Annotated in this window: 7 protein-coding genes; 2 read left to right on the forward strand and 5 right to left on the reverse strand. The window is 59.4% G+C overall.

Translation table 11 applies throughout. From position 1 onward, the window contains the following. Window positions 1-76: 76 nt before the first annotated feature. On the reverse strand, window positions 77-448 hold the full coding sequence (locus tag KX729_RS32120; RefSeq protein ID WP_219746512.1) for a response regulator: 372 nt from the start codon (window positions 446-448) through the stop codon (window positions 77-79). Further along, the gene (locus KX729_RS32125; protein ID WP_219746513.1) at window positions 448-1,827 is read right to left on the reverse strand and encodes a sensor histidine kinase; all 1,380 of its coding nucleotides are present in this window, start codon (window positions 1,825-1,827) and stop codon (window positions 448-450) included. Before KX729_RS32125 ends, KX729_RS32120 begins: the two co-directional genes overlap by 1 nt. Window positions 1,828-2,027: 200 nt before the next feature. Here KX729_RS32125 and KX729_RS32130 point away from each other — a divergent pair, with 200 nt between their 5' ends. Both KX729_RS32130 and KX729_RS32135 read left to right on the forward strand, forming a co-directional pair. Continuing rightward, window positions 2,028-3,221 (forward strand): sensor histidine kinase, encoded by a 1,194-nt coding sequence (locus KX729_RS32130; protein ID WP_219746514.1) that lies wholly within the window; start codon window positions 2,028-2,030, stop codon window positions 3,219-3,221. Window positions 3,222-3,826: 605 nt separating this feature from the next. Then, window positions 3,827-4,549 (forward strand): histidine kinase dimerization/phosphoacceptor domain -containing protein, encoded by a 723-nt coding sequence (locus KX729_RS32135; RefSeq protein ID WP_281423293.1) that lies wholly within the window; start codon window positions 3,827-3,829, stop codon window positions 4,547-4,549. Here the strand turns inward: KX729_RS32135 and KX729_RS32140 are convergent. From KX729_RS32140 to KX729_RS32150, 3 genes are all read right to left on the reverse strand, one after another. Beyond that, complete coding sequence (locus KX729_RS32140) at window positions 4,525-4,707, reverse strand: hypothetical protein (protein WP_219746516.1); 183 nt, start codon at window positions 4,705-4,707, stop codon at window positions 4,525-4,527. The two genes, KX729_RS32135 and KX729_RS32140, sit on opposite strands and share 25 nt — an antisense overlap. A gap of 443 nt (window positions 4,708-5,150) precedes the next feature. Continuing rightward, window positions 5,151-5,582: a response regulator gene (locus KX729_RS32145; RefSeq protein ID WP_219746517.1), complete on the reverse strand. Its 432-nt coding sequence runs from the start codon at window positions 5,580-5,582 to the stop codon at window positions 5,151-5,153. Beyond that, window positions 5,579-6,344, reverse strand: a 766-nt coding sequence (locus KX729_RS32150; protein ID WP_219746518.1) for a sensor histidine kinase, incomplete at its 5' end; no start/stop codon positions are given. The genes KX729_RS32145 and KX729_RS32150, both read right to left, overlap by 4 nt.

Consider the following 6,344-nt stretch of genomic DNA (forward strand, 5'->3'; position numbering starts at 1 on the left):
CCGACCGGATAGATACTTAGCCAAAAGCGGGCGGATGGCAATCAGTGGCTTTCAAGGACTTCGCCAACGGCCCCCTCTAAGAACCTTTAAACCCGGCAAGTGAGGAAAGGAGCTCACGCTCCGAATAAGGCTTGCCGATGAAACCTACCGGGCTCCACTGTCGCGCCCGCTCCCGCGTGACCTCGTCGAGGTTTCCGGAAACAAAAAGAGACGGAATATCCCATCGTTTTCTCAGTTCTCCGGCCGTCTCCACCCCATTTGATCCACGGGCGAGATTTATGTCCATGATGGCGACGTCGACCGCGCCATGTTGCTGCTCGGCGAGTGTGATGGCCTGTGCCATATCGGACGCTTGGCCGACGACGGTGAACCCGGCCTCGAGAAGCATGTCCTCCAGATCGAGCGCGAGTAGCATTTCGTCTTCGACGATCATGATCCTGAGCGGCATCACGCCTCCGTCGCCGGAAATCTAAGAACGGAGACATGGCCATCGCCATTGTCACCGCCGGTGAAAACGCCCCCTAGCTGCGCCGACATCGTGGTAATCAACTTCAGGCCCAGCTCGCTTATTTGAGAACGCTTCTCTCCTGAAACCGCGAAAAGAAGTTCGACCTCACTATCGCCTACGTTGTTCAGCGCCAGTCTCGCGGTACCGGAGCCACTCCGCAGCCAGTTCGTGAGGAGTTCGTTCACGATCACCGAGAGCGGTATCGCCCGCTCGGGAGGAAACTCCATCTCGTCCACGTGAACGCTCAACCTGTCAGCCTGGATGTCGCCAACGATGTCGACACAGAGCTTACCAAGATGCGCTGCCATGTCGACGCCAAGCGCGTTTCCGCTCCGATAAAGGCGCTCGTGAACCGAAACAATAGCCTGGACGCGAGCGATCGCCTCTTCGAACGCGCTTGCGGTTACCGGAAAATGCAGGCGTCGCGCCTGCAGGCGCAGTGTGCTGATCACGAGCTGGAGGCTATTCTTGACCCGGTGATTGACCTCCGCAAGAAGAAGCTCCTGCTGCCTGAGCGCGGCCGCCAGGTCGGCTTCCCTTTGTCGGTCCGTCGTAACATCCATCAGCACGCCGATCATCCTGACCTTCCCGCTGGCCGAGCGAAGCACCTCGCCGCGCGAAGACACGTGTCTTGTGTCTCCCGTCGGGAGCTGGATGCGATAATCGAAGTTTATCACTGTTTGGTCGGGAAATTCCGCGATGTCGCGCATCGCTTTCATGACCGCGGGCAGATCGTCCGGATGCATCCGGGCGAAGAAAGGGGCCGCAACCGGGCCACCTTCGCCAGGAGGAAAGCCGAAAAGATCGTCGACAGCGTGGCTCCTGCGCCATGTGTCCGTTTCCGGCTCGTATTCCCAAGATGCCAGATCGGCTGCGTGGAGCGCCACACGCAGTCTTGCATCGGCTTCGCGGTTTCGCAGCACGCTTTCCGTCACGTCCATCGGATTCTGGATGATGAAGGCGACCTTGCCGTCGTCGCCGAGAACAGGCGTGTGGATCGGCGTCCAGAACTTTTGGGAAAAGCCGCCGCCAATCCGCGGTATGTCATACTGGATCACCGCCATCTCGTGGGGCCTTCCCGTCTCGAGCACGTGCCGGAGCGAGACCTCTAGCGGGCCCTGCTCCACCGTCCCGGCCTCGTCGGGATTTTCGGGAAACGCTTGGAGGATGTGACGGCCAACGATGTCGTCGCGCGTGCGCGACGTGAGCGTCAGATAGCTGTCGCTTGCTCCGACAATGTGGAGGTCTGGCCCGAGCACGAGATAGGGCTGGGGCATTCCGCTAAGGATGGCCGCGAAGTCAGTGGCATAATTGAACATGCGCTGATTGTTCCTGCACTTTGCTGGTCGCCGGAGCAGGAATACCACGTCATCCGGTACGATATCCATTTGTCACATAGGGCGGTGGCGCGCCATGGGCAAGCCTGTCTCCCGCGCCCGCCTCCCGCGGATTACAGCAGCCGTGGAACTAGCGAGCGGCCACGCTGTTTCTTTCCGACGCAGCAACTGGGACAATCTTTTTGGCCGAGCTCGAAATCCATGAAGAAACCTCGCCACGGCCGGAAGTCAGGCTCGTGACCGACGAACTCGACTACAGGCTCCGCCAGCAACGGATTGCAGCGGAGTTCGGCTATTTCGCGCTCAAGAGCGAGGATCTTGGCGATCTCCTTCAGGAGGCGACCAGGCTCGCCGCAGCAGGTGTCGACGTCGCTCACGCGAAATACCTCCAGCACATCGGGAGCGGCGCGGGGTTCATCGTCGCCGCGGGCGTGGGCTGGAAACCGGGGGTGGTCGGGCAGGCCACCGTGGGCGACGACATGGAAAGTCCCGCGGGCTATGCATATCATACCGGAAAGGCGGTGATCTCGAACCACCTGGCAAACGAGGAAAGGTTTCGGACACCGACGTTGCTGGTCGAACACGGCATCAGACGCGCCCTCAACGTAATCATCCAGACCGACCGCGCACGTTACGGCGTACTCGAAGTCGACACTCCGAGCGAAGGGCATTTCGACGAGGCGGACGTCGCGTTTCTCGAAAGCTTCGCCTCGATCCTCGGCGTTGCCATTCAACGCGAAGAACGCGACGAGGCTGTGCGGGAAGCTTTAAAGCATCAAGAGGTCTTGACGCTGGAGGCCAGTCATCGCGTGAAGAACTCGCTCAGCGTCGTCGCCGGCCTTTTGTCGATCCAGGCCCGCATGTCGGCGGATGCGGGTGTCACGCAGGCTCTGAGAGATGCCGGACGCCGCGTTCAGACGGTTGCCGCGGTCCATGACAGGCTCTGGAGAACCAGCGCGGCGAAGTCCGTCAATGCGAATGATTTCCTGAAAGAACTCTGCGAGCAGCTCGCCGCGTCAACCGATGGGATCGAGATTTGCTGTCGTGGCGTTGACCTGGCCATCCGCACGGACCAGGCGGTCACAATAAGCCTCCTCGTGAACGAGCTTGTTACCAATGCAATCAAGTACGCGTTTCCAGATCAGCGCGGAACCGTGACCGTCTCTTTGGATGCGGTAGACGCCGGCATTCTCCGCTTGACGGTCGAGGATAGAGGTAAGGGGCTGCCGGAGAATTTCGACGCGAGCGGCACGAAAAGCCTCGGTGTCAAGCTAATCACCTCGCTCAGCAAGCAGCTCGGCGGGGAGCCGGAATGGGTCTTAATTTCACCGGGAACGCGTTTTTCGGTGACCGTTATTCCAGCCGTCGAAGAATGAGGGCGAACCCGCGAGAAACCTACCAGGTCGCGGTACTTTTATGACAGCACCGCGATCTCCTCCACAGTTCGGTGCGACTTCTAAAGGCTCGCTCTCAAACGGCGAGCCTTTCCGTTTCCCGTCCTTCTTCAAAAAAGTAGTGGCGTCGCGGCGTTCGCCTTTTTCTTAGCCCACAGCAACGTCGTGCGATCCATGACAATCGGCTCTGGCGGAAACGTCCGGTTCTGAAAAATTCATTGCCTCTCGAAACTGCCATGCACCCATCTTTCGTAGTCGTCGCGGTAAAGCAGGACGGGCATTCGCTTGTGACGGGCGCGATTGCCTCGTTCGCATCGGTCATCACCCCGGAGTATATAGGCCCCATTCGTCGCTGACCCGCCAAAGCCCGACCACGCGAAAATCGGATCGTCGCGATGGGAAACTACGTCCTCGTCATGCGTCCTTTCGGGCCTTCTGCTTCGGCGAAACCCGTCAGCGGAATGATGCAGCGGCCCTGCGGTTTCCGCGCGAGGCCGACCCACATCCTTCCGGCCAGTTAGCTTGAGTTCCGGCTTAATGTCCTTGAGCCGCAACGGGAAGACCCACGTCAATGACCTCAGCTACCGTTGCCCGCCCGCTTCCGTGACGACCATCCCCGGGGTGCCAGGGTAAGCCCAGGGTGGAGACCTTTTCGTTTCCGGAAGGCATCCCGACAAGATCGACGTGCGAGCGATCGCCGAATTCGTGCGGCATCCCGCGGCCATGAGCCTGTGGCGACGGACAGTCTGTCCAAGACGATGCCATCGGCCGCCGCCTATGCGGACCTAGCAAGCGGCCTGCTTGCAGTCACCATGTCCACGGAAGTGCCTACCATCCTGATGTGGTTTCGCGCCGAACACCTAAAGGTCCTCGAATGGGCTGGAAACCCGCACAAGGACGTACCGGCCGACCCGACGGCGGTGCTCCATCCAAGAAAGTCCTTCGAAGAATGGAGGGAGACGGTGAGACGACACTCCCGCGCATGGAGCCATGCTGAAGTCGGCGCTGCGTCGCGTATTGTCCGGCTGATGCTGGAACAGCGCAACAACCGTCGCTTTCGTCTTCTGAACGAGGAACTGACAACGACAGTGAGGGAGAACGAAAGCCTGTTGCGGCAGAAGGACTTTCTCTTGAAGGAAGTGAACCATCGGGTTCAGAATTCCCTTCAGCTTGTGGCTGCGTTTCTTCGTTTACAGTCAAAGTCATCCGGGGATGAGGCACTCAAACTTCAGCTTGCCGAGGCCGACCGCAGGCTAAACGCCGTCGCTCTCTTGCATAGACGGCTTTATGCCGATGACAGATCGAGGTGATCGATCTGTCGCGCTATCTGGAAGATCTCGTCAAAGAAATGCAGACGACCATGGACGCGGAATGGGGCCGCCACCTCGAACTCGACCTCGCGCCCATCGATCTCGACCGACCGGGCGGTAAATGTCGGCCTGATCCTGACCGAACTGGTCATCAACACGCAGAAATTCGCCTATGGCGGGCGTCCAGGTGCGCTGGCCATCCAGCTCGAGCAGTACCGCGGCAAGATAAGGCTTATTGTTTCCGACAAAGGAAATGAAAAGCCGTCGGAAGGTCGTGTCGGTTTCGGCGCGAAGATGCTTACTGCGCTCGTAGACCGCTTGAAGGGTCACCTCGACGAAGAAGACAACCGGCCAGGGCTTCGAACGACCGTCACTGTGCCAATCGAGGCTGGGTCGGCGTAGTCGGAGACAATCTTTCGCCGTTGGGATAGGAGGTCCAGGCTGAAGGCTGAGGGCTGCTGCCTCCTTCTCGATCACATAAATGACGGACAGACGGTCCGCGCCCTTCGTGACGAGCTCATTGACCAGCGCCGCGTCGCGGGGCTACATCTCCACCAGATCTTTCGACTGTCCGACATCTCCTCCTCCTTCTTGGCACCATTCATCCGTGCCGTCTCAAGGACGCGGTAGCCACATCTTCCGCTAGAACGAGGCTGGCTGGTGGTTCGACGTCGAAGTCGCCTGCGACGACTGCCGAGATGTAGGCAAGCGCGTTCTTCATTCCGTTTACGGTGTAGGGTTTTTCAATGGCGCCGAGCGCCCCGGCGAAATTGTCCGGGATGCGCTTGATGTTACCGCTGACGAATACGAACGGAACACCCACGGCAGCCAAATCGCGGCCGACGTCGATTCCCGTCGGTCCATCCTGGAGATGGATGTCGACGAACGCGAAATCGGGTCTGTTCTCCTGCAAGTACTTACGGGCCTGTGTCTGGCTTACAGCCATGCCGACGACCTGATGTCCAGCCATCTCGACTTCGCTCTCCAGTTCCATGGCGAGCAGCATCTCGTCTTCGACAATCATCACGTTCAATGTGCATTCTCCTGTGCGGCGTCTACCAGCAGGGTCACGTCGACCGTAGTCCTGTGCCCGTCCACCTGCTTCTCAATTTTTGCCTCGACCTGCCTTGCAGACGTCTCGAGGAGGATGCGCCCGACCTCCGCGCTTTCCTTATCGACCTCGACCGGGATCGACGTGTCCTCTACGCGGATCAGGAAGTGACCGTTGAGCCGCTTGACGACGACGTGGATGTCGCCTCCGCCGTCGCTCAGCCCGCGACGAACGGCATCGCCGACGAGTTCGTTGACGATAAGCGAGAGAGGCGTCGCCTTGACGGCCGGCACGTAGACAGGATGCAGGTCGAGGGTCAGCCGGATGTCGTCGCGCCCAACGGCACCTACGAGATCCGTCACCATCTCTCGGGTGAAGTCGGCAATATCGAAACGTGAGACATCATCGAGTGTAAACAGCTTCCGCTGCACCGTGCTAAGCGCCTCGACCCGATTAAGAACGGACATCAAAGTGCGCTTCTGGACGTCGTCCTTTGTGATGCGAGCCTGTAGCTTGACGATGGAGGCCATTGTCAGAAGATTGTTCTTCACACGGTGGTCGACCTCGTGGACGAGCAACGTTCGCGCTGCAAGGGCCGCCTGCAGTGTCTCAGTGTGCTTATACCAGTTGTCACTGATGCTGACTCTTGGGGTTCCCAAAGCCGGACGAATCTGAATCGATGGCGCAAACAGGAGGTTTGCGATGGGTTCAGCGCTTTCATTACGGTCGGACTTCGACGGAGCC

Source organism: Neorhizobium populisoli (genome assembly GCF_019430945.1).
GTDB classification, from domain to species: Bacteria; Pseudomonadota; Alphaproteobacteria; order Rhizobiales; family Rhizobiaceae; genus Neorhizobium; species Neorhizobium populisoli.

What these genes read in the sequence shown, in the direction of transcription:
- KX729_RS32120 (WP_219746512.1), bottom strand. Translation starts at nt 448, where the DNA reads ATGCCGCTCAGGATCATGATCGTCGAAGACGAAATGCTACTCGCGCTC.
- KX729_RS32125 (WP_219746513.1), bottom strand. Translation starts at nt 1,827, where the DNA reads ATGTTCAATTATGCCACTGACTTCGCGGCCATCCTTAGCGGAATGCCC.